The organism is Actinoplanes sp. NPDC051388, from assembly GCF_055586225.1.
Genome location: NZ_JBVJIP010000010.1, coordinates 1 through 21,395 on the forward strand (window position 1 = coordinate 1; position 21,395 = coordinate 21,395).

The window sequence follows — 21,395 nt, forward strand, 5'->3', positions numbered from 1 at the left end:
AGAGGGCGGGGTGGCGACGGCGGGGGCGTCCGGACGCCCCGCGCCGGCACTCGAGGGGCGGGGGGGAAGGAGAGTGCCCACCCCCCCCCCCCCCCCCCCCCCCCCCCGCGCGGGGTCAGTCGTCGTTCTTGATGGTGCCGGTTGCGGTTACGGCCGTGGTGCGCAGGGCGGGGGACAGTGCTCCCGCTTGGAGGGTCAGGGTTTCGTTTCGTTCGACGAAGCGGTCGCCTCGGATGCGGACCGTGAAGGATGTTGTGGTTTTGCCGGCGGGGATTGTCTGGCAGCCGAAGAAGAGGTCGAAGTCGATCAGCGGCAGGGCCGTTACCGGGGTGGCGGTGGCGCAGGCCGTGATCGGGACCGAGACCGGGCGGGACAGGGTCACCGGGAAGGTCAGCGCGGTGGTGCCGCGGTCGCCCTCGTTGGCTGATGCGTCGCCGACCGAGAGGGCTGCCTTCGAGTGGAAGCGGGCGATCTGGGGGTCGTGGTCGCTCGAACCCATCGAACCGTTGGTCTCGTCGTCGGCGGACCAGTCCGCGTTGATGTGGGCGGCTCGGATCTGGATCAGGTCGTCGTGCAGCGCCTTGTTGACGAAGAGCTGGTCCAGGGTTTGCGCCTGGCCCTCGAAGACATACGAATATGCCGACTGGGGCACGTCGGCGACCAGGTCGTCCCACAGGTTGCTCAGGCCGGCCCGATAGAGCGGGCCCAATTGGTCGCCCGGGTTGGACGGCACGGGGTCGTCGGGGCGGGGGAAGACATTCAGATCTCCGCCGTACGCGATGCGCGCGTGCGCGTTGCCCGCGGAGATCGCGGTGGTGATCGCCGCGCCGTAGGCGGCCTGTTCGCGGCGCTGGCCGACGCGGCCGTCGGGGCCCGATGAGAAGTGGTTGCTGATCGCCCACACCGGGAACGACTCGGCCGCGCCCGGCGCCACGCGCACGTTGAAGAGGCCCACCTGCGGCGCCCGGGTGAAGACGTTGACGCCGTCCACGCCGGTGGAGCGGTCCACGTCGGCGGGCAGCACGGCGTTCAGCGTCTTCGGGTTCGAGACGTCGGAGTTCGTCGGCAGCGGCTCGCTGCGGTAGACCACCGCCGGGGTCGCGCCCAGCACCGGGTCGGTTGGCGACGGGGTGGCCAGTGCGACGCGGTCGGTGCGGAACAGGAAGGCCGCGACGATGCCGCGGGCGTCCGCGCCGGAGCGGTCGAAAGCGGCGTCGTACGCGGGTCCGCCGGCCGCCTGGATGGTCAGCGCCAGCTCCTGCAGGGTGTCCGGCTTGCCGTCGGCGTTGTCGGTCGCGCCGCAGCTCAGCGCGCTTGCGACGACCGAGCAGATGTCCTGGTCCTCGGCCTCCTGGGCGAGGATCAGGTCCGGCGCGTGCATCTTGGTCGCGATCTGGCCCGCGAGGTCGGCCAGCTTCCGCTCATATGCCGCGGCCGAGGCGGGGACGTAGTCGAACGGCGGCGAGACGCCGGGGCAGCCCGTGTTGCCGAGGAAGTCGCAGCCGTCGAACGGGTCGTCCCGGAAGTCGTACAGGTTCTCCACGTTGTAGGTGGACACCGCGAACTCCGACGATCGGCGGGCCGGCGACGGCGGGTTGTTCCGGGACGGGTCGGCGCCGGTCGTGAAGGCCAGCGAGGACGGCTGGATCCCGTACTTGTTGAAGGCGTAGTAGACGCCGCCCACCGCGTCGCCGGACAGCAGGTCGAACGTCTTCGCCGGCGGCAGCAGCACGGTGTTGTCGCCGGCCAGCGCCTTGAGGCCCATCGGGCCGACCAGCACGCGGTTGCCGTTGCCGTTGTCGACCAGGCCGGGCTGGTCGTCCAGCGGGTGCGCGTCCCGGAAGACCCGCCGCGCATAGGCGTCCGTGCGATCGAGCAACGGGTCGTCCCGGTCGATCAGGTAGATCTCGGCGTCCGCGGTGCTGCCGAACACGTTGCGTCCGGACACGGCCTGCGCGCCGGCGCGTACCCGCATCTGCTCGCCTTCGTGCCGCTCCCAGAAAGCCAGCGCCTCGGTGAGCGACGCCGGCGGAGCCGCGTCGGTGATCGCCCACTCGCCGGCTGGAACGTCCGAGGCCAGCTCGCTGACCAGGGACGCGCCGGACAGTTGGGTGAGGTTGAAGAACTCCGACACCCGCGCCCGGATCACCACCTCGTCGCCGACGGTCGGCACGTAGCCGCCGATCAGCGAGGTGAACCCGCCCATGAAGACGAAGACGCCGTCCGACGTGGCCGCGTCGCCGTCCTCGGTGCCGAGCCGGCTCTGCAGGAAGAAGCCGTATTGATTGGCGCCGGCCGAGGTGCGGGCCAGCGTCTTCTGCGTGATGACGCCGCGCACGTCGTAGAGCGTCGCGCTGGTGCCGTTGCCGGAAGCCGGCGCGAGCGGTGATCGGGCGGCGCTGCCTTGGACGGAGCCGATGGCGAGTGGCTCGTCGGCGGCCAGCGCGGCGCCGGGAAAGAGGAGAGCCGCGAGTAACGGCGCAGTGATCAAGGGCAATATGCGGGGGTAACGCACGAAGCCTCCACAGCGGAGCTGAACCAGGGTTAAGGGGAGACCCTAAATCCCCAGCTCAGTCCGTGGGTTCCAGGCTCTGTACCAGTTGCGCAACGTCGGCCGTGTATTCGAACCAGTCCCGGTCCGACTGGAAGCCCAGATCCGCGTTGACCTTGAGCATCGACTCGTTGTGCTGCGCGTTCCAGGTCTGCACTTCGAGCAGGTCCGGCTCGGCGGTGCGCAGCTCGAACAGCATGCGCGCCTTGATCGCCCGGTCGATGCCGTAGCCGCGGTGGTCGCGCACGACGATCGTGTCGTACTGATCGGCGCGCTCCGGGTGCTGCGCCGGCACCACCACCTCGGTCAGGCCGGCCACCTCGCCGCTCTGCTCGTGGATGGCCAGCACGACGTACGGCTTCAGGCCACGCTTGTGCAAGGTCTGCAGGCTGTCCTTCAACCGCTGCGGGTCGGAGCTGCGCGGCTGCAGGTCGGTGTCGTTGTCGTCGGACTGGGCCTCGAGTTTCGCCTGCGCATAGGCCTCGAGCAGCTCGTCGGACGGCCCGCCGGGGAAGTATTCCACCCGGTAGCCGCTGCTGATGCCGCGGGACATGTCACCCAGCGCCGACCAGTCCACCTTGGACAGCACGAGCACACTGCGCGTCTCGACATACTCCTTCTCGAAACCGAGGGACTCGTAGAACGCGATCGCCGGAGTGTTCCCGATGGCCTCAACCCCGATAGACGAAAAACCCTCCAGGTATGCCCGTCTTACGGCGACCGCCACCAGCTCGCGACCGAGTCCGCGCCGCCGCAACCGCGGGTGGACCAGCACCTCGAGCACGCCGATGTCGCCCAGGAGCAGCAGGTTGACATGCGCGAAGATGCCGCTGTCGCCCTCGGCCAGCCGATCGTCCTCGGCCACCCAGCTGATCCGGCGCTCACCCGGCATCGTCTCGGCCAGATAATCCCGGACCTGCACGGCCCGCCATGGTGGATCATCCGGGAGATCCACGGCCAGGACCGCGTTCACCGTCTCCACGAGCGACTGGATCTCACCATCCGTGGCCGCCCGCGGATCCCATTCCCGCACTCTCACCCGTACAGCTTGCCGTTAGAAGGCAGGAACGGGAAGTGCAAGTTGCTCTTTTGTACGGGCCCGGTAACGATGAGTTGTCAAACCCGGCTGCGTTGGCCATAGTCATTGGCCGCCTCGAAGACCTTCTGCGCGTACGGCCGCACCGCGTTGTACGACAGGATCGCGTCCCACCAGGCGTCCGCCTTGGACATGTCCCGCCCGCCCTGACACAGATAGAGGGCCGCCGCCAGCGCCGCGTCGTCGATGTCGTTCGGGTCGGCGAACCCGCTGTTGTCCGCGTCCACCTGCATGGTCTTCCAGGTCGCCGGGATGAACTGCAGCGGGCCGACCGCCTTGTCAAAGGTGGTGTCGGTGTCGACCACCCCCTGGTCGGTGTCCCGGATCAGCTGCCGGCCGCCCTTGCCGTCCAGAGGCAGACCGTAAATCGGTGGCTGCACCGAGCCGTCCGCCCCCAGCACGGCACCGTTCGCACTGCCGTGCGAGGACTCGACCTTGGCGATGGCGGCGACGGTGGTCCAGCTCAGGTGGCAGTTCGGGGCGGTGCGGGCGGCGACCAGCTCGGCGTACCCATAGGCCTGAACCGCGACCACCGGAATGCCGACCCGCGTGCCCACACCCTGCGCCCAGCCCTGCAGGGCGTCTGCCGGACGCGCACCGCCGACGTTGTTCCCCGGCAGGACGGGCGGGTTGCTGAATCCGCCGGAGGGCACGCCGGGCAGTGCCGCGCCGCTCGGCGCGGACGGCGCGCCGGCGGCCTGCTCCAGCGGGAAGGCGGGGCGTGCGCTGGGTGCCGTCCCGGATTCCAAGGCTTTGGGTACGAGATAAGCGCCGGCCGTCCCCGCGACACCGATCAGCAGCACCGCGGCGATGGCGGGCACCAGCAGGCGGCCGGTCGGACGCTTGGCCCAGGCGTGCGTGGAGCGGGTGGCGGTCTTGGCGGCCCGGATCGGGTTGGCGTGCCGGAGCACCCGGGTGACCCGACGTCCCGAAGCGGCCGTGGTGACGACTTCGACCGGCTTGTCCAGATCGATCTTCACGTCCCCGGCGGGCTTGGCGTCGCCTTTGTCGGTCGGCTCAGTCTTGTCGGCGGACTCGGGCTTAGCGGCAGGCTCAGGCTTAGCGGCAGGCTCGGGCTTGGCAGCGGGCTCGGGCATGGCAGCCACGGGCGTGGGCGTCGGCTCGGCCTTGGCGGTCGGCTCAGGCTTGGCCGCAGGTGTCGACGGCTTGGCCGCAGGTGTCGACGGCTTGGCCGCAGGGGTCGACGGCTTGGCCTCAGGTGTCGACGGCTTGGGCTCGGCGGGCGCCGCCGCGTCCGGCTTGGGCTCCGCTGGGGCTTTTGCGGCCGGCTCAGGCGCCTTCTGCGTGGCCGGGCGCTCGGGAGCCGCTCCGGAACTGCCCAGCGGCCCACCGAGATGAGGCGCGGGCGGGCGGACCTCCGGCGCAGAACCGTCCGGGGGCAGGTTCGATGGGTTCTCGTGCCGCTCCGCCACCCGCCCGACACTACCCGGCGACGGCGAGCCACACGGGGCACCGGATCGCCGGTGCCGAGGCCTACCCTCTTCCCATGCCCCGCTATGACTACCGCTGCCGCGCGTGCGGAGACACCTTCGAGGTCAGCCGCCCGATGGCTGAGGCCACGGCCCCCGCCGCCTGCCCGCAGGGGCACGCGGACACGGTCAAGCTCCTGTCCACAGTCGCCGTCACCGGCCGGGGCGGCGGCAGCTCGCCGGCTCCCGCCGCCGGCGGTGGCTGTTGTGGCGGCGCCTGCGGCTGCTGAGCTCGACGCTCTCTGGATCAACCTCGCGGCCGCGTTCTTGTTCTTTCCTCCCGGTGGGAGGGAAGCTCGTTCGCGGTCTTGTCGTCGTGGCCGGTGATGCGTCTGCGTCGTCGGCCGGTTGCCGAGGGTGAGTGCTTGTCGCCGTTCGGGGGACGGGGCGATTGGTCCCGTCATCGACGGGTACGTCGCGAGATCTCCTGGGTGGAGCCTCACCCGGCTGTGGTGACGAGACAGCGATGGGCGACCGGCGACGGAGCGGAGGAGCGATTCGACGTGCTGGATGGGTGAAATCCGCAGGGACACTCCTGCGGGGCCGTCCGAACGGGCGGCCGGATCGATCCGCTTGCCGCGCAACCGGAAGTGAACCGCCTCGTTACGTCACGCGTAGTGCCGTGCGTAACCGTCGATGACCGGGTGAGTCGCTCGTCCGGGGTCGGCCGTGGCGGGAAGATGGTTACCGACCGTTTCTACGATGGTGGTAACCAATCACGGTGCGGCAGCATCGAATGCGATATCCCAAGGGCGGAGGGCTCTAACCGTGTCGGGTCGGACCGAGCTGCCGAGTGGGCTGGTGACCTTTATGTTCACCGACATCGAGGGCTCGACGCGACTGGCCCGGATGCTCGGAGAATCGTATGGCGCAGTCCTCGGCGCACATCGGAGAGTGCTTCGTGCTGCGCTGAGTTACTTCGGTGGACACGAGCTGTTCACTGAGGGTGACTCATTCTTCGTTGCCTTCGGCGACGCGTCGGCCGCGATCTCGGCGTGCGTCGCTGCACAGCGTGCACTCGCCGCGCACGATTGGCCGAGCCCCGACGCCCGCCCGCGAGTCCGCATGGGACTGCACACCGGCTGGGCCCGCCCGGCCAATGACGAATACGTCAGCGCCGAGGTGCACCGCGCGGCCCGGGTCGCCGCGGCGGCGCACGGCGGCCAGGTCCTCTGCTCCGAGGCCACCGCACTGGCCGCGACCACCTGGCCCGCCGCGATCTCCGGCACCTCCGCCTGGTCGGCGCGCAAAGACGAGACCCGGCAGGGCGAGGACCGGCAGGGCGCGGACCGGCAGGGCGAGGCCGGGCAGGGCGGGGATCAGCCGGGCGAGGGGCAGCCGGGCGAGGGTCAGCCGGGCGAGGGTCAGCCGGGCGAGGGTCAGCCGGGCGAGGGTCAGCACGGCAGCGGGTCGATGGCCGGGATCGACCTGCTCGACCTGGGGGTGTTCAAGCTCCGCGGGTTCGACGACGCCGAGCGGCTGTTCCAGCTGGTGGCGCCGGGTCTCGAGCGCGAGTTTCCCCGGCCGCGAACCCCGGGCGCCCCGACCAACAACCTCCCGGCCGCACTGACCTCCTTTGTGGGCCGCCGCACCGAGCTCGCCGACGTGACCGAACTGATCGCTGGGCATCGGCTGGTCACGGTGGCCGGTGCGGGTGGCGCCGGCAAGACCCGGCTCGCGCTGGCGGTGGGCGAGGCGTTGCTGACCGCGTACCCGGAAGGGGTCTGGCTGGTCGATGTGGCGAGCGTGAGCGGGCCGCAGAGCGTGCCGGCCGCGATCGCCGCCGCCCTCGGGTTGCGCGCCGAGCCGGGGCGCGCGATGACCGAGACGATCGCCGAGCAGTGTGCCGGGCGGCGAATGCTGCTGGTGATGGACACCTGCGACGCGGCCCTGGACGACACGGCCGCGGCGATCCGGCGGCTGCTCGCGCTCTGCCCGCAACTGGACGTGCTGGCCACCAGCCGGCAGCCGCTCGGGATTCCCGGCGAGGTCGTCTGGCGGATCCCGGCGATGCCGCCGGTCGAAGCGTTCGATCTGCTCAGCGCGCGCACGCGGGAGGCGCGCGGCGGTCTGGCGGTGAGCTTGGCGGAAAATGCGGACCTGGCCCGGGTGGCTTCCGGACTGGACGGTTCCCCGCTGGCCATCGAGCTCGCCGCGGCCCGGCTGCGGCTGCTGTCCGGCGCCCAGCTGGCCGGCCGGCTGGACGACCCGGTGACCGCGCTCGACGCTGGGCGCGAGGGCACGACCGACCGGCACGGCAGCCTGACCGCCACCATCGACTGGTCCTGCCGCACGCTCGGCGAGCACGCGATGGGCCTGCTGCGCCGGCTGTCCGTCTTCGCCGGGCCGGTTGACCTGCGCGCGGTCGAGTGGTGTGGCGACGACGCGCTGGCCGGGCTCACCGAACTGACCGACAAGTCCCTGGTGGACGTCCTGCCCGGCTCGCGCTTCCGGCTTTCGGCAACCATCCGGGGGTACGCGACCAAGCACCTGGCCGCCGCCGGTGACGAGCGGGCCGCCCGCAACCGGCACGTGGCCTGGGCACTGCACACCCTGGACGGTGTCGCGGTGGACACCGACGGTCAGCCCAGGACGGTCTCGCTGACCGAGGTGGCGCCGCACGTCGACGAGTGGCAGGCGGCGCTGCGCTGGGCGGCGACCGGTGGCAGCGTGCGCGCGGGGCTCAAGCTGGCCGGCGCGCTGGACCCGTGGTGGCGTGAGCACGGCGGCGCCCGCGAGGGTCGTGACCTGCTCTTCCGGCTGTACGGCCGGGTGCCCGGCGAGCACATCGCCCCGGCCGAGCTGGCCGGCGCCTATCTGGTGCACGCCGGTCTCGCCGACGACCACGACGAGCGCGCGCGTTTCCTGGGCCGGGCCGAGGACGTGGCCCGCCGCGCCGACGACCCCGCCCTGCTGGTCCGCGCGCTGGCCGGCGGCCGGATCGGACTGCTCGCCCATCGCCGCGAGGCCGAGGCGGAACAGCTCTGCCGCGACGTCATCGCGCGGGCCGAGCGCACCGGCGTGCCCGATGCGGCGCTGCCGGCCGTGGTGGCGCTCGCCGAGCTGCTGTGGCGCCGCGACGCCCTGGACGAGGCCGCGGAACTGCTCGGCGGCGCGCGACATCTGGAAGCCGGGCGGCCCGAGGACCGCGGGCGGCGTACCGTCGATTGGCTCCTGGGTTTGATCGCGCTCCGCCGCGGTGACCTGGTCGCCGCGCATGACCACCTGGTGGTCGCCCTTCGCTCGCGGCTGCGGCACGGCTTCCGGGGTGCGGCCGCCGACGCCGTGGCCGCGCTGGCCGTGCGCTGCGCGATGGGCGACGATCAGCGGACCGCGACGCTGCTCTTCGGTGGGTCGGAGGGCGTGCGAGGGGCGCGGCGCACCGAGATGTTCGGAGGCTTCTGGGCGCAGCAGCAGGCCGCCCTGCGCGCGTCGCTGGGTGACGCGGCCTTCGACACGGCCTATGCGGAAGGGGCCGACCAGGGCTTCGACCGGATCGTCGCGACCGCTCTCGCGGTGCAGCATCCCGACCTGGAGCACGGGTCGGCCCGCTTCGCGCTGCGGGGTTAGGCGAACGATCCCGCGTACTGCGCACGCTCCTTGGCCGGGAGCATCTGCCGGGCGCGCTCGAGGTCCGCGTCCTGCACGAAGGCGACCGAGCCGAACAGCGAAACGGCCTCGTAGTAGATCCAGGCCAGCGCATAGCAGGCCGGCCGCAGCAGGACGTTGTAGGTGGCGCACTTGCGCCGGAGATCCGCGTAGAACATCGAGTCCACCCGCGCCTTGTTGGCGTTGAACGTGCCGATGTCCTTGTAGTTGCGATAGCCGAAGTCGTGGTGCCAGCAGGACAGCTCGAAGTTGAAGCCGAGCGGGTTGTCGGGGCTGCTCGAGCAGTAGTCGGTGGACCAGTCGAAGCCGTATTCACGCCACGCCGCCTGGTTCTGGCGGGCGGAGTTCCAGGCGTTGTAGCTGGCGGCGGTGGTCTGGGTCCAGTTGCTGAGCACCTCGGGCTTGCTCGCCGCGGTCGCGTTGGCGACGGCGGCGGGCGCGAGCAGGGCCAGGACGGACACGAGAACCACCAGCGCGCGGCGGGCGTACCGGATCATTCGTCGACCTCCAGCGGCGCGGCCCCTTGTGGGGGCCGGGGAGGCCAGTCTTCGAGCGGCACCTGGCGGCATACAAGCAAGTCGATGTCCTTTTGCGAAACTTCGCCGTAACTTACTGGCGGGTATTCCCGCCCCGGACTTCTTGTGCTGTCCTGATAAATGGCCCAACGATCAGACGGCTATCGTGAGCACGTGCAAGCGGGCTACCGGTGATCCGTCTCCCCCTGACCCGGCAGGGGCCGCTGCGGGCGCTGGCCATCCGGATGGCGCTCGCGGTCGCTCTGGTGCTGGCCACGGTCACGATCATCTACCTCGACCGGGACGGCTACCGGGACGTCAACGACGACGGCCTCACTCTGCTCGACTGCTTCTACTACGCGGTGGTCTCGCTCTCCACCACCGGATACGGCGACATCACGCCCAGCACCCCGAACGCGCGCCTGGTGAACGTCCTGCTCATCACGCCCGCCCGGGTGCTCTTCCTGATCATCCTGGTCGGCACCACCCTCGAGGTACTGACCGATCAGTACCGCAACAGCCTGCGCGTCACGCGGTGGAGGCGGAAGTTGAAGGACCACATCATCATCTGCGGGTACGGCACCAAGGGCCGGGCCGCCGTGAGCGCGCTGCTCGAGACGGGCTACGACAAGTCCCGCATCGTGGTGATCGAGAACCGTGACGACGCGGTCCGCCAGGCCACCGCGAACGGCCTGGTGGTGATCGAGGGCAACGCCACCCGATCCGCGATCCTGCTGCAGGCGGACGTGAAGAACTGCAAGTCGGTGATCATCGCGACCGACAGCGACGAGGCGTCCGTGCTGATCACGCTGACCGTGCGGCAGCTGACCGCCGGCCAGGTGCGGATCATCGCGTCGGTCCGCGAGCAGGAGAACGCCGCGCTGCTCAAGCAGAGCGGCGCCCACCACGTGATCGTCAGCTCGGCCACCGCGGGCCGGCTGCTGGGCCTGACCACCACCGCGCCGCCGCTGATCGACGTGGTCGAGGACCTGCTCACCCCGGGCCAGGGCATGGCGCTGGCGATGCGCTCGGCCGAGCGCTCCGAGGTGGGTCAGAACCCGCGGCAGCTGCAGACCCTGGTGGTCGCGCTGATCCGCCGCGGCAAGGTGCTGCCGCTCGGCGGCACCGCGCAGGTCGCCATCGAGACCGGCGACATGCTGGTCTACATCCGCGACGAGGAGTCGACGGTCGCCGGAGTCAGCGTCTAGTTACAGGATCGTCCAGGTGTCGCCGGCGGTCAGCAGGCCGGCCAGCATCTCGTCCGGGGTGCCGTTGACCTGCGCCTTCGCGTCCTGCAGCTGCTTCTGCACGATTTCGTCATAGGACGGCCGGGCGACCGAGCGGAACACCCCGATCGGCGTGGTGCTGAGGTCGGAGCCGGAGAGCCGGGACAGCGCGAACGCATAGGCCGGGTCGTCGATCGTCGCGTCGTGCACCAGCGCCTGCTCGGAGGCGCCCTCGCGCACCTCGAGGCCGAAGCCGCCCTCCGGGTGGACCACGGAGAACCTGCCCTCCGGGCCGAAGGTGATCGGCTGGCCCTGCTCGAGCCGGATCAGGTGGTCGTCGCGGCTGCTCGGGTCCTTGATCAGCTCGAAGGCGTTGTCGTTGAAGATGTTGCAGTTCTGATAGATCTCCACGAACGCGGAGCCCTCGTGCTCGGCCGCCGCGCGCAGCACCGACTGCAGGTGCTTGCGGTCCGAGTCGATGGTGCGGGCCACGAACGTCGCCTCCGCGCCCAGCGCCAGTGAGAGCGGGTTGAACGGCGAGTCCGCCGAGCCGGCCGGCGTCGACTTGGTGATCTTCCCGATCTCCGAGGTCGGCGAATATTGCCCCTTGGTCAGCCCGTAGATCCGGTTGTTGAACAGCAGGATCTTCAGGTTCACGTTGCGCCGCAGGGCGTGGATCAGGTGGTTGCCACCGATCGACAGAGCGTCGCCGTCACCGGTCACCACCCAGACCGAGAGGTCGGGGCGCGAGGCCGAGAGGCCGGTCGCGATCGCCGGTGCGCGGCCATGGATCGAGTGCAGCCCGTACGTGTTCATGTAGTACGGGAATCGCGACGAGCAGCCGATCCCGGAGATGAAGACCGTGTTCTCCCGCGGGATGTTCAGCTCCGGCATGAACTGCTGGACCGCCGCCAGGATCGCGTAGTCACCGCAACCCGGGCACCAGCGGACTTCCTGGTCGGACTTGAAGTCCTTGGCGGTCAGCTTCACCGGAGTGATGGCCAAATTGCGGGAACTCAGTGTTGGGCTAGCCATTCTTGACCACGTCCTCGAGCATGTTCTCCAGGGTCGCGGCGGTGAACGGCAGGCCGCTGACCTGGTTGAAGGGGACCGCGTCGACCAGGTACTTCGCGCGGATCACGTGGGCCAGCTGGCCCAGGTTCATCTCCGGGATGACGACCTTGTCATATGCCCCGAGCACCTCGCCGAGGTTGGCCGGCAGCGGCGAGAGGTGCCGCAGGTGCGCCTGCGCGATCGGCAGCCCACGCTGGCGCAGCGCCCGGCAGGCGGCGCCGATCGGGCCGTAGGTCGAGCCCCAGCCCAGCACCAGCACCCGCGAGCTCTCGTCCGGGTCCTCGACCTCGATGTCCGGCACCGGGATCGACTCGATCCGCTCGGCGCGCATGCGCACCATGAACTCGTGGTTCGCCGGGTCGTACGAGATGTCGCCGGTCTTGTCCGCCTTTTCCAGACCGCCGATGCGGTGCTCGAGCCCGGGGGTGCCCGGGATCGCCCACGGGCGGGCCAGCGTCTCCGGGTCGCGCAGGTAGGGCAGGAAGCGCCCGTCCTCCGCGTTTGCCGAGGTGGCGAACTCGACGGACAGATCGGGCAGGTCGGCGACCTCGGGCAGCAGCCACGGCTCGGAGCCGTTCGCCACGTAGTTGTCGCTGAGCAGGATGACCGGCGTGCGGTAGGTCAGCGCGATGCGGGCCGCCTCGAGCGCCGCGTGGAAGCAGTCGGACGGCGACTTCGGCGCGATCACCGCGAGCGGCGCCTCACCGTGCCGGCCGTAGAGCGCCATGTTGAGGTCGGCCTGCTCAGTCTTGGTCGGCATGCCGGTGGACGGGCCGGCCCGCTGCACGTCGACCACGACCAGCGGAAGCTCGAGCGCGATGGCCAGCGAGATGGTCTCGCCCTTGAGCGCCACGCCGGGCCCGGAGGTGGTGGTCACGCCGAGCGCGCCGCCATAGGAAGCGCCGAGCGCCGCCCCGATCGCGGCGATCTCGTCCTCGGCCTGCATCGTGGTGATGCCGAACCGCTTGTGCTTGGACAGCTCGTGCAGAATGTCCGACGCCGGCGTGATCGGGTAGGCCCCCAGAAACAGCGGCAGCTTGGACCGCACGGCGGCGGCCACCAGCCCGAGCGCGAGCGCGGCGTTGCCGGTGATGTTCCGATAGGTGCCGGGCCGCATCTTGGCCGGCTTCACCTCGTAACGCACCGAGAAGTCCTCGGTCGTCTCGCCGAAGTTCCAGCCGGCCTGGAACGCCGCCTTGTTCGCCGCGACCAGGTCGGGCCGCTTGGCGAACTTGCGCTCCAGGAACCGCAGGGTGGACTCGAACGGGCGCGAGTACATCCAGCTCAGCAGCCCGAGCGCGAACATGTTCTTGGCCCGCTCGGCGTCCTTCTTCGCCACCCCGAGGTCGGCCAGCGCGCCGATCGTCATCGAGGTCAGCGCGACCGGGTGCAGCACGAACCCGTCCAGCGAGCCGTCCTCGAGCGGGTTCGCCGCATAACCGACCTTGGCCAGGTTGCGCTTGGTGAACTCGTCTGTGTTGACGATGATGTCGGCGCCGGGCGGCAGGTCGGACACGTTGGCCTTGAGCGCGGCCGGGTTCATCGCGACCAGCACGTTCGGCGCGTCGCCGGGGGTCAGGATGTCGTAGTCGGCGAAATGCACCTGGAAGCTGGAGACGCCGGGCAGGGTGCCGGCGGGCGCGCGGATCTCGGCCGGGAAGTTGGGCAACGTGGAGATGTCGTTGCCGAGCTGGGCGGTCTCCGACGTGAACCGGTCGCCGGTGAGCTGCATGCCGTCGCCGGAGTCACCGGCGAAGCGGATGACCACGCGATCCAGCTGCTCCAGCCGCTTTATGGGCGCATCGACCTCGGCCACTTCGTTCACCCTCCCGTGTGTCACTTCCAGCCTACGTCGGCACTCCTTACCCCTGCCGGAGAAGGGGGCTGTCCGATCGCGGACCGTTGACCACAGTAGCCAGGCAAGGCTTGCCTGAACCAACCGAGTCCACTCCCTGGATGGGTCACGCTCGTCACGTCATTCGCTAGGCTCCCGGGCGTGGACGGCTATCTGGGCACGTACGCCACGCTGGGGCTGGTCTTCGCGGCGGGGGTGCTGCTCTTCGTCGCCGCCTTCGGCACGAACCGGCTGCTCAGCCCGGCGCATCCGGCCGAGCCCGCGGGCAAGCGCATCTCCTATGAAAGCGGCGTCGACCCGGTCGGCGGCGACTGGGCCCAGGCCCAGATCCGCTACTACGTGTACGCATACCTCTACGTGCTGTTCGCGGTCGAGGCGGTGTTCCTCTTCCCGTGGGCGGTCATCTTCGACCGTCCGGGCTACGGCTTGGTCACCGTGGCCGAAATGGGCATTTTTGTCGCCGTCCTGGCCCTGGGCATCCTGTACGCCTGGCGTAAGCGCATCCTGACGTGGACCTGACCTCGAGATGAGGGTGGCGGGTTCGCGGCCCGGCGTCCGTCGTGCCACGATCTGACCCATGGGTCAGCTTCTGCTCTTCCTGGTCGTCGCGCTGGTGGTCGCGGCGATCGTCTTCGGGGTGACCGTGATGGTCAGCGGCGGGGATTCCGGGCTGACCCCGGTCGAACCCGACGGCCGCGCATTGCCGCTGCCCAGCGATCGTCCGCTCGGCGAGGACGACGTGGTCCACGCCCGGTTCGACATCGCCTTCCGCGGGTACCGCATGTCGCAGGTCGACCAGGCGCTGCAGCGGGCGGCGTACGACATCGGCTACAAGGGTGAGCTGATCGGTGTGCTGGAGGCCGAAGTGATCGCACTGCGCGAGGGGCGGATCGGGGACGCCGACACGCTCCGCCGTGCCCGGGAGGCCGCGATCGCGCCGCCGCCCGCCGGGGACGACGCGATGGCGATCGTGGCCGACCTGCCGCCGCCGTCCGACCAGGTCCCGGCGCAGAAGCCCGCCGACCCGGCGGCGTCGACCGAGAACTCGGCGGCCGACAGCTCGACGGCCGAAAACTCGGCGGCCGGGAAACCGGCGTCCGCCGAGGAGAAGGCCGAGCGACGGTGACCGACGGCAGTCTGAACGACGCCGCGGAGCCCGGCACCGGCGAGGTCACCGCCACGGTGATCGTGAACGCGCCGGTGGCCAAGGTGTTCGCCGCGTTCATGGACTGGCCCGGCCAGTCCGAGTGGATCCCGTTCACCAAGGTGCGGGTGGTCGAGGGCGACGGCGGCGAGGGCAGCCTGGTCGAGGCGATCACCGGGCTCGGTCCGGCGTCGCTGCGCGACGAGATGCGGGTGGTCCGGGTGGACGCGCCCTATGAGGTGCGGGTCGTGCACTGCGGCAAGGTGCTGCGCGGGCCCGGCTCGATGCGGTGCACGCCGATGGCCGGCGACCGCACCCAGATCGTCATGCACGAGTGGTTCCACCTGCCCGGTGGCCCGGCCGGCAAGCTGGCCTGGCCGGTGCTGTGGCCGGGGTCCAAGCTTAGCTTCAAGGCCGCGCTCAAGCGGTTCGCCCGGATGGTCGAGCAGGGCAAGCTCCCCGCCTGAGTTCTGTCGTACCCCCTGCCTACCGTTGGACCCATGACAGACACGGGCCTGGTGGCCGGCGCGGATGGACGGCTGCGGTGCTTCTGGGGCGCCTCCACGGCGGAATACCAGCGCTATCACGACACCGAGTGGGGCCAACCGGTCCGCACCGACGACGGCCTGTTCGAGCGGATGACCCTCGAGGCGTTCCAGTCGGGTCTGGCCTGGATCACCATCCTGCGCAAACGCGAGTCCTTCCGGGCCGCCTTCGACGGCTTCGCAATCGGCAAGGTGGCGGCGTTCGGCGAGGCCGACGCCGTGCGGCTGATGGCCGACCCGGGCATCGTGCGCAACCGGATGAAGGTGGACGCCGCCCTGCACAACGCCCGGGTGGCCGCCGACCTGCCGGAGGGCCTGGCCGCGCTGCTGTGGTCCTATGCGCCGCCGCCGCGCCCACGTCCGGCCTCCCGGGCCGAGGTGCCGGCTCTCACGCCGGAGTCCACCGCGATGGCCAAAGACCTCAAGAAACGCGGGTTCAAGTTCATCGGCCCCACGACGGCATATGCGTTGATGCAGGCCACCGGCATGGCCGACGACCACATCGCGGGGTGCTGCGTCCCACCCATCGAGCGCTGAAAGCCACGTGGTTCGATGGTGCCCATGGCGCACTGGGCGGTGACGATTCCGGCTGATCGCTGGGCGACCGAGCGGTTGTTCGAGCACGAGACCTTGACGCTGCCGCCGAGCGCGGCGCAGCCGGGCGACGACGTCGTGCTGGTCGCCGACGACCGGGCGGTCGCTCTCGGCCGCTTCACCGCGCCCGGCGAGATCACCTATCTGAAGCGCGCCTTCGACGAGCCGGCGCCGACCGGCGACCTGGCGCTCACCGAGCCGCTGACCGCGCTCGAGCAGGAGGCGTTCCGGCGCTTCGCCGAGCGGATCACCGGCCCGCGGTCGCGCAAGCCCTGGCTGGTCAGCGTCGCCATGCCGATCGAGGCGGCGAGCCCGGCCGAGGCGGTCCGGCAGTTCTGGACCTATGTGGCGGAGCTCGGCCCGGCCGAGCTGCCCGCCCTGGTCTGGCCGTCCGGCGACGAGCTGGCCATGCAGGCCTTCGTCCTCGGGGTCGAGGCCAACCAAGACCCCGAAGAAGAAGAGGATGAATGAAGCCCGCGGCCGGAAGACCGCGGGCTTCAGAGCGAGGAGCTGTCAGCCGCCGAGGCTTGCCGCCGCCGAGGCGATCGACGAGGAGAAGTAGCTGACCTGGGTGTAGACGCCGGGCTTGTTCGGCCGGGCACATCCGTCGCCCCAGCTCACGATGCCGACCTGGATCCAGGCGTTGGCCGCGTCCCGGCGGAACATCGGGCCGCCCGAGTCGCCCTGGCAGGTGTCCACGCCACCCTGGGTGTAGCCGGCGCAGATCTCCTCGGCCGGGATGATCCGGCCGTTGTACATCGTGCGCGAGTTGCAGGTCATGTCGCTCACGAACGGCACGGTCGCCTTCAGCAGGTAACGCTGCTGGCCGCCGCCCTCGCTCGCCGCACCCCAGCCGGCGATGGTGAAGGTGCCGGAGTCGAAGCTCGAGTTGGTCGCGATCGGCAGCGTGGCCAGGCCGGTCACCGGGCTGGCCAGGCGGATCAGCGCCCAGTCGTCACCGTTGCCGTTGTAGCCCGGCGCCCGCAGGACGTAGTTCGACCGCCGGGTGATCCGGCTGCCCGAGTTCAGGTCCACCACGCCGAGCGTGGCGGTGATGTTGGTGACCGTGCCGGTCCGGCTCACGCAGTGCGCCGCGGTGAGCACCAGCGTCGGGCTGTAGAGCGCGCCGCCGCAGCCCATCGAGAGTCGCACCATGAACGGGAACTCGCCCTGCGCGGCCCGGGTGCCACCCACGACCTGCGGGGTCACCGTGCCGCCGCCCGGGTCGGGCGGTGCGGCCGCGGCCGGCGCTGCGTTCACGATCGCGCCCATCGTCGCCACCGTGAGCGCGGCCGCCGCCGTGCCCAGAAGATTGCGCCACCTTGCCATCCGAGTCCTCCCCAGACGAACCACACCGAGTTGTTGGGGAGAGCCTAAGCATTCATTCAGGTGGATGTCTCTATCCCAGCTTGCTCATACCACCTTGCAACCGGTTACCGGCCCTGGAAGCTGGGCTTCCGCTTCGCCAGGAAAGCCTCGACGGCGCCCTGGTGGTCGCTGGTCGCGCCGCAGATCGACTGCGCCTGGGCCTCGGCGGCGAGCGCGTCGGAAAGCGTGCCGGCATCCCCGACGGACAACTCGCGCTTGATCGCGCCGTAGGCGACCGTCGGACCCGCGGCGAGCCGGGCGGCGAGCTCCTGCGCCACCGGCAGCACCTGCTCGTCATCCTCGGTCAACCGCGAGAGCAGACCCATCCGGTACGCCTCGGCGCCCTTCACCGGCTCGGCGAGCAGCAGCAGCTCGAGCGCCCGGGCGTGGCCCACGATGCGCGGCAGCGACCACGACACGCCGGTGTCGCCGGCCAGTCCCACGTTCGCGAACGCCATCAGCATGGTGGTGCCCGGCCCGCCGATCCGGAAGTCGGCCAGCAGCGACAGGGCGGCGCCGGCCCCCGCCGCGGCGCCACGCACCGCCGCGATCACCGGCTTCGGCATGTTCGCCAGCCGCTGCGCCATCGGGTTGTAGTGCTCCCGGACGGTGTTGATCTCCGTGTGCCCCCTGGTCAGCAGGTCCGCGTGCTCACGCAGGTCCTGACCGACGCAGAACGCCCGGTCACCGGCGCCGGCCAGCACGATCGCGCGGCAGGACCGGTCGGACTCGAGCTCGGTCAGCGTGTCCCGGAGCGCGACCTTGAGATCCACGTCCAGCGCGTTCATCGCCGCGGGCCGATTGAGGGTGAGCGTCACTACGGCGTCGGTGCGGTCCACCAGGAGGGCGTCGGTCATGAATCAGAGAATCCCACACGACCGCCGCGGGTGGCCGACGTGAGGCAGCGCTCGACATAGCGTTCCGCCGCCGGGCGCAGGCGCGCGGCGTGCCGGTCGAAGAAGTTCGCCGCCCGGACACCCGGCCAGCGCGGCGGCAGCAGGGCCGGGGGCAGGTGCGGGTCGCTGGTCAGGAAAGCGCGCCAGGCGTGCACCAGAGCGAACCGCGCGGTGTACGCCTCCTCGTCGGTGCTGCGCACGGTCACGGCGGAGACGATCGGGCGCTGGGTGCTGACGAAGTCCTCGTAGGCCCGGCCGATCACGGGCAGGTCCCAGGCCTGGCGGGCCACGTCGGCGGCGCTGGCCGAGCCGCTCACGTGGCCGGCGCTGAAGCGTTCGTAGCGGACCCCGGCGGCGGTCAGCATGGCGTCCACCTCGTCGGTGCCGCGCGGGGACACCCAGGCGTGGTCGCCGAGTCGTCCGTATCCGAGGGTGGCCAGAAACGCTGCTTCCGGGCGGCCGACCGGCGCGTACGGAAGAATCAGGTCGAACCGGCCATCCCAGGCGGACCGGCCGGTGCGCGCGATTCGCGCGGAGGTCTCGTCGAGCCTGCGCGCCGCCTGCGGGGTGAGCGAATAACCTGGCCCGGACGTCAGGCGCAGCGGTCGCAGCCAGCCCTGGCGGACCATCCGGGAGATCGCGGTGCGCACCGCGGGCGCCGCGATGCCGAGCGGGGCGAGCAGTTTGACGAGCACGGCGACCGGTGCCCGGCCGCCCCGCGGGCGCAGGTAATCGCCGTAGAGGTCGAAGAGTGCCGGCCGCGCCCGCATGAGCGCACATTGTGACACCGGGAAAGGCGATATGCTAGACGGTGTCACATCCGCCCGGGCTGGGTTTGGGTTCGCCGGTGTTCATCAGGGAAAATGTTTGATCGGCACGGTGGGCCGGGCCGCGGTGACGCGCGGCAGGGCCCGCACGGCCACTGGTCGGATATGAGAAAACGGCGTCACGTGGGGCTGAGCTCGTGGCGTTGAGTAGTGGCTGTGGGGCAACCCACCGACCCTGATGTAGGTCTGAGGGGAGACAAGATGGCGGCGATGAAGCCGCGGACGGGCGATGGTCCGCTGGAGGTCACCAAGGAAGGGCGCGGCATCGTGATGCGCGTTCCGCTGGAGGGTGGTGGCCGTCTCGTCGTTGAGATGACTCCGGACGAGGCCAACGCACTTGGTGACGCGCTGAAGGCGATCGTCGGCTGACGTGTTAACTGAAGCCCGCCGGTGTGGATATCCGCACCGGCGGGCTTTCCACGTCCATGGAATGAGGCCACGTGTTCGCGATCAGGCTGGTTGACGAGGCCGGACAGCCGACCCGTGCGGTGCTGGCCGGCGCGGACGGCACGCCGCTGGGCGGGGACGACGAGGTGGCGGCCTGGTGCCGCACCGCCGACGACCCGGGACGTGCGGGGGCCGTGCAGGTGTTGCCGCGTCCGTTGCGCACCCCGGCGAAGGTCTTGATCGTGGGTCTGGGCGAGGGTGACTACCGCGCGGCCGGCGCGGCCGCGGTCGCCGCCGTGGCCCGCGACGAGGAAGTGCAGGTCATCGTGCCCGATGGGGCGACCGGCGAGCAGGTGCGCGACCTGGCCGAGGGCGCCTGGCTGGCCGGCTACCGCTTCCGTGACGCGCCCGAGGGCCCGCGGACGGCGGCGGTCGACCTGGTCACCGGCACGGACCACCGCGAGCCGGTCGCCGAGGCGCAGGCGCTGGCCGCGGCCGTGTGGCTGGCCCGCGACCTGACCAACATGCCGTCCTCGGTGAAAAATCCGGCCTGGTTCGCCGGCCAGGTGGTCGCCGAGGCCGCGATGCGCCCGGGTCTGACCGTGACCGTGCGCGAGCCCGACCAGCTGGCCGCGGAGGGCTTCGGCGCGATCCTGGCGGTCGGCGGCGGTTCGGCCACCCCGCCGCGGCTGGTCGAGCTGAGCTGGCAGCCGGCCGGTGCGACCCGGCACGTGGTGCTGGTCGGCAAGGGCATCACGTTCGACACCGGCGGCATCTCGATCAAGACCCGCGACGGCATGAAACTGATGCGCAAGGACATGGGTGGCGCGGCCGCGGTGATCGCGGCCACGCTGGCCGCGGCAGACCTCGACCTTTCGGTACGGGTGACCGCCCTGGCCCCGCTCGCCGAAAACGCGGTCAGCGGCTCGGCCTACCGGCCGGGTGACGTGATCACCCACTGGGACGGCAGCACCAGCGAGAGCACCAATTCGGACGCCGAGGGCCGCTTGGTCCTGGCCGACGCGCTGGGCTACGCGGTGGCCGAGCTGGCCCCGGACGTGGTGATCGACCTGGCCACGCTGACCGGCGCCAACATGGTGGCGCTGGGCAAGGGCATGGCCGCGCTCTACAGCCACGACGACGACCTGGCGGCGGCCTTGATCGGCGCGGGCGAGGCGGCCGGCGAGCGGATGTGGCGGATGCCGCTGCCCGACGACTACACGGAATATCTCCGCTCGGACATCGCCGACCGGCACAGTTCGCCGGCCCAGGGCGCGGGCTCGGTGGTGGCCGCGCTCTATCTGCGCGACTTCCTCGGCGACAAGGCGGACAGCTGGGCGCACCTGGACATGTCCGCGCCGTCCTGGTCCGACAAGACCTCGGGCGAGCTGGTCAAGGGCGCCACCGGCTGGGGCGTGCGGACGCTGGTGCGATACCTGAGCGCCGTTACCGCTTGACCGCGGCCAGCAGCCCGGCGCCGGTCGGCACCACCGCGGGGATCCACTCCTCGGCCTCGCGCAAGGTCCGGAGCGTCTCCCGGATGGTGATCGTCTCGGCGTCGCGGGCCGAGGGGTCGCCGATCCGGCCGCCGGCCAGCGCGCCGTTGATGATCAGGATGCCGCCCGGCCGCAGCAGCCGGAGTGCGGCGTCGGAGCAGGCGCTCGACTCGGTCGCGTCGGCGTCCACGAAGATCAGGTCGTAGACCCCGTCCGCCAGGCGCGGCAGCACGTCCAGGGCGCGGCCGGCGATGATCCGGGTGCGCGACGGCGCGAATCCAGCCTCCACGAAGATGCGGCGGGCGATGCGCTGATGCTCGTTCTCCACGTCGATGGTGGTGAGCACGCCGTCCGGCCGCATGCCCCGCAGCAGCCACGTGCCGCTGACGCCCGTACCGGTGCCGATCTCCACCACCGCCTTGGCGTTGCCCGCGGCAGCCAGCAGGCGCAGCAGCGAGCCCGCGCCCGGGGAGACGGCGGTCAGGCCGAGCTCGGCGGCGAGGCTGCGGGCGGTCTGCAGCACCACGTCCTCGGCGGCGTAGGCCTCGGCAAACTCTGCCTTGTCGGGCAAACCGGATGAACGCGCGGCGGTGACGATGACGACCCCCTCCAAGCGGGATGCGCGACCCGGAACGGGTGCACATCGGGTATGAGAGTAGAAGTGATGTCGCCGGGGTGCGCATCGGGCCGTCGATGCCTGAACGGTCCAGCGGATCCGTGTC

At 70.8% G+C, this 21,395-nt stretch carries 18 protein-coding genes and 2 pseudogenes; 10 read left to right on the forward strand and 10 right to left on the reverse strand.

What is annotated here, in order from left to right; genetic code table 11:
- Positions 1–115: 115 nt before the first annotated feature.
- The 3 genes and pseudogenes from ACZ6TI_RS24480 to ACZ6TI_RS24490 form a co-directional block, all read right to left on the reverse strand.
- A pseudogene (locus ACZ6TI_RS24480) lies at positions 116–2,437 on the reverse strand (lamin tail domain-containing protein); the annotation flags it as partial.
- A 133-nt stretch (positions 2,438–2,570) separates the two neighbouring features.
- On the reverse strand, positions 2,571–3,590 hold the full coding sequence (locus ACZ6TI_RS24485; protein WP_465347464.1) for a GNAT family N-acetyltransferase: 1,020 nt from the start codon (positions 3,588–3,590) through the stop codon (positions 2,571–2,573).
- 77 nt (positions 3,591–3,667) lie between these two features.
- The gene (locus ACZ6TI_RS24490; protein WP_465347465.1) at positions 3,668–4,627 is read right to left on the reverse strand and encodes a lysozyme family protein; all 960 of its coding nucleotides are present in this window, start codon (positions 4,625–4,627) and stop codon (positions 3,668–3,670) included.
- Positions 4,628–5,154: 527 nt separating this feature from the next.
- Between ACZ6TI_RS24490 and ACZ6TI_RS24495 the strand changes: the two genes are divergently transcribed.
- A complete protein-coding gene (locus ACZ6TI_RS24495; protein ID WP_465347466.1) occupies positions 5,155–5,367 on the forward strand; it encodes an FmdB family zinc ribbon protein in 213 nt (70 codons plus the stop codon).
- 580 nt (positions 5,368–5,947) lie between these two features.
- A pseudogene (locus ACZ6TI_RS24500) lies at positions 5,948–6,349 on the forward strand (adenylate/guanylate cyclase domain-containing protein); the annotation flags it as partial.
- Between the two features lie 2,354 nt (positions 6,350–8,703).
- On the opposite strand, the gene ACZ6TI_RS24505 reads toward ACZ6TI_RS24500, so the two are convergent.
- On the reverse strand, positions 8,704–9,243 hold the full coding sequence (locus tag ACZ6TI_RS24505; RefSeq protein ID WP_465347467.1) for a phospholipase: 540 nt from the start codon (positions 9,241–9,243) through the stop codon (positions 8,704–8,706).
- Positions 9,244–9,452: 209 nt separating this feature from the next.
- Between ACZ6TI_RS24505 and ACZ6TI_RS24510 the strand changes: the two genes are divergently transcribed.
- Positions 9,453–10,469, forward strand: a complete 1,017-nt coding sequence (locus ACZ6TI_RS24510) for a potassium channel family protein (protein WP_465347468.1) — start codon at positions 9,453–9,455, stop codon at positions 10,467–10,469.
- On the opposite strand, the gene ACZ6TI_RS24515 is transcribed toward ACZ6TI_RS24510, so the two are convergent.
- The gene (locus ACZ6TI_RS24515; protein WP_465347469.1) at positions 10,470–11,522 is read right to left on the reverse strand and encodes a 2-oxoacid:ferredoxin oxidoreductase subunit beta; all 1,053 of its coding nucleotides are present in this window, start codon (positions 11,520–11,522) and stop codon (positions 10,470–10,472) included.
- Positions 11,515–13,377: a 2-oxoacid:acceptor oxidoreductase subunit alpha gene (locus ACZ6TI_RS24520; RefSeq protein ID WP_465347470.1), complete on the reverse strand. Its 1,863-nt coding sequence runs from the start codon at positions 13,375–13,377 to the stop codon at positions 11,515–11,517. The genes ACZ6TI_RS24515 and ACZ6TI_RS24520 overlap by 8 nt, the downstream gene beginning before the upstream one ends.
- A 180-nt stretch (positions 13,378–13,557) precedes the next feature.
- Here ACZ6TI_RS24520 and ndhC point away from each other — a divergent pair, with 180 nt between their 5' ends.
- Genes ndhC through ACZ6TI_RS24545 form a run of 5 tightly spaced genes read left to right on the forward strand, consistent with a single transcriptional unit; the run spans position 13,558 to position 16,170 of the window.
- A complete protein-coding gene (ndhC, locus tag ACZ6TI_RS24525; RefSeq protein ID WP_465347471.1) occupies positions 13,558–13,935 on the forward strand; it encodes an NADH-quinone oxidoreductase subunit A in 378 nt (125 codons plus the stop codon).
- 58 nt (positions 13,936–13,993) lie between these two features.
- The gene (locus tag ACZ6TI_RS24530) at positions 13,994–14,542 is read left to right on the forward strand and encodes a DivIVA domain-containing protein (RefSeq protein WP_465347472.1); all 549 of its coding nucleotides are present in this window, start codon (positions 13,994–13,996) and stop codon (positions 14,540–14,542) included.
- Positions 14,539–15,027: an SRPBCC family protein gene (locus ACZ6TI_RS24535; RefSeq protein WP_465347473.1), complete on the forward strand. Its 489-nt coding sequence runs from the start codon at positions 14,539–14,541 to the stop codon at positions 15,025–15,027. The genes ACZ6TI_RS24530 and ACZ6TI_RS24535 overlap by 4 nt, the downstream gene beginning before the upstream one ends.
- 33 nt (positions 15,028–15,060) lie before the next feature.
- On the forward strand, positions 15,061–15,642 hold the full coding sequence (locus ACZ6TI_RS24540; protein ID WP_465347474.1) for a DNA-3-methyladenine glycosylase I: 582 nt from the start codon (positions 15,061–15,063) through the stop codon (positions 15,640–15,642).
- Between the two features lie 24 nt (positions 15,643–15,666).
- Positions 15,667–16,170, forward strand: a complete 504-nt coding sequence (locus ACZ6TI_RS24545) for a hypothetical protein (protein ID WP_465347475.1) — start codon at positions 15,667–15,669, stop codon at positions 16,168–16,170.
- A gap of 42 nt (positions 16,171–16,212) precedes the next feature.
- On the opposite strand, the gene ACZ6TI_RS24550 is transcribed toward ACZ6TI_RS24545, so the two are convergent.
- The 3 genes from ACZ6TI_RS24550 to ACZ6TI_RS24560 form a co-directional block, all read right to left on the reverse strand.
- Positions 16,213–17,028, reverse strand: a complete 816-nt coding sequence (locus tag ACZ6TI_RS24550) for a S1 family peptidase (RefSeq protein ID WP_465347476.1) — start codon at positions 17,026–17,028, stop codon at positions 16,213–16,215.
- A 104-nt stretch (positions 17,029–17,132) separates the two neighbouring features.
- The gene (locus ACZ6TI_RS24555) at positions 17,133–17,924 is read right to left on the reverse strand and encodes an enoyl-CoA hydratase-related protein (protein WP_465347477.1); all 792 of its coding nucleotides are present in this window, start codon (positions 17,922–17,924) and stop codon (positions 17,133–17,135) included.
- Complete coding sequence (locus tag ACZ6TI_RS24560) at positions 17,921–18,733, reverse strand: PaaX family transcriptional regulator (RefSeq protein ID WP_465347478.1); 813 nt, start codon at positions 18,731–18,733, stop codon at positions 17,921–17,923. Before ACZ6TI_RS24560 ends, ACZ6TI_RS24555 begins: the two co-directional genes overlap by 4 nt.
- Before the next feature lie 258 nt (positions 18,734–18,991).
- On the opposite strand from ACZ6TI_RS24560, the gene ACZ6TI_RS24565 reads away from it, so the two are divergent.
- Together ACZ6TI_RS24565 and ACZ6TI_RS24570 are read left to right on the forward strand one after the other, a co-directional pair.
- Positions 18,992–19,159 carry a DUF3117 domain-containing protein gene (locus ACZ6TI_RS24565; RefSeq protein WP_189078542.1) on the forward strand — a complete coding sequence of 56 codons (168 nt, stop codon included), beginning with the start codon at positions 18,992–18,994 and terminating at the stop codon, positions 19,157–19,159.
- Positions 19,160–19,230: 71 nt separating this feature from the next.
- Positions 19,231–20,634 carry a leucyl aminopeptidase family protein gene (locus ACZ6TI_RS24570; RefSeq protein WP_465347479.1) on the forward strand — a complete coding sequence of 468 codons (1,404 nt, stop codon included), beginning with the start codon at positions 19,231–19,233 and terminating at the stop codon, positions 20,632–20,634.
- On the opposite strand, the gene ACZ6TI_RS24575 is transcribed toward ACZ6TI_RS24570, so the two are convergent.
- Positions 20,624–21,244, reverse strand: a complete 621-nt coding sequence (locus ACZ6TI_RS24575; protein WP_465347783.1) for an O-methyltransferase — start codon at positions 21,242–21,244, stop codon at positions 20,624–20,626. The genes ACZ6TI_RS24570 and ACZ6TI_RS24575 overlap by 11 nt on opposite strands.
- Positions 21,245–21,395: the final 151 nt, after the last annotated feature.